Origin of the sequence: Candidatus Hakubella thermalkaliphila (assembly GCF_013281975.1) — a bacterium.
GTDB lineage: Bacteria > Actinomycetota > Humimicrobiia > Hakubellales > Hakubellaceae > Hakubella > Hakubella thermalkaliphila.
Genome location: NZ_BLRZ01000382.1, coordinates 1 through 769, shown reverse-complemented (window position 1 = coordinate 769; position 769 = coordinate 1). Strand labels below are relative to the sequence as shown.

The window sequence follows — 769 nt, the reverse complement described above, 5'->3', positions numbered from 1 at the left end:
ATGGTATACCTGGGCTATGAAGCTTGACCTTGTATACCGCGGCCGACATCTAAACAGTGAAGATATAGTGCTGATCAAAAAGGTGATTGCCAACAATCCTGGTAAAAGCAGACGCTTTATATCAGAGGAGCTATGCCGCCAATGGAATTGGCGGCAACAAAATGGTGCCCTCAAGGACATGATATGTAGAGGACTCCTTTTAAGGCTGGAACGAGAGGGCCTAATTACCCTGCCTCCCCGGAAACAGCTTACTAACAATCCTTTCCGGAACAGGAAACCGCCTGAGTTTGTTAAGGCTGACCAAACCCCTATTGCATGTAATTTAAAGGATATGAAGCAAGCTATACAGTTAGCCTCTATTCGTAGAACCAACTTGGAGAGGCTTTACAACAGTCTCATTCATGAGCATCACTACCTGGGATATACACAACCCGTGGGGGAGAATCTTAAATACATTGCCACCTTTAATGGATCTCCTATTGCCTGTATCGGCTGGTCATCACCAGCCTGGTATATTGGATGTCGGGATCGGTTTATTGGATGGAGCGCTGAGGTTAGAAAGAAGAATCTTCATCTTATTGCCTATCAGACCCGTTTCCTCATTCTTCCATGGGTCAGTGTGCCCTGTCTTGCTTCTCACCTATTAGGGATATGTGCTCGTATTATTTCTGCTGACTGGATGAGCTTTTATAACCATCCCATCTATTTCTTAGAAACTTTTGTCGATACTGAGCGCTTTAGTGGGATATGTTACAAAGCGGCCAACTGG

The 769-nt window shown here is 45.0% G+C and carries 1 protein-coding gene; it reads left to right on the top strand.

The annotated features are described in order from the left end of the window. Positions 1–16 precede the first annotated feature (16 nt). A partial coding sequence (locus HW443_RS12290; protein ID WP_176236474.1) for a Druantia anti-phage system protein DruA occupies positions 17–769 on the top strand: 753 nt, incomplete at its 3' end.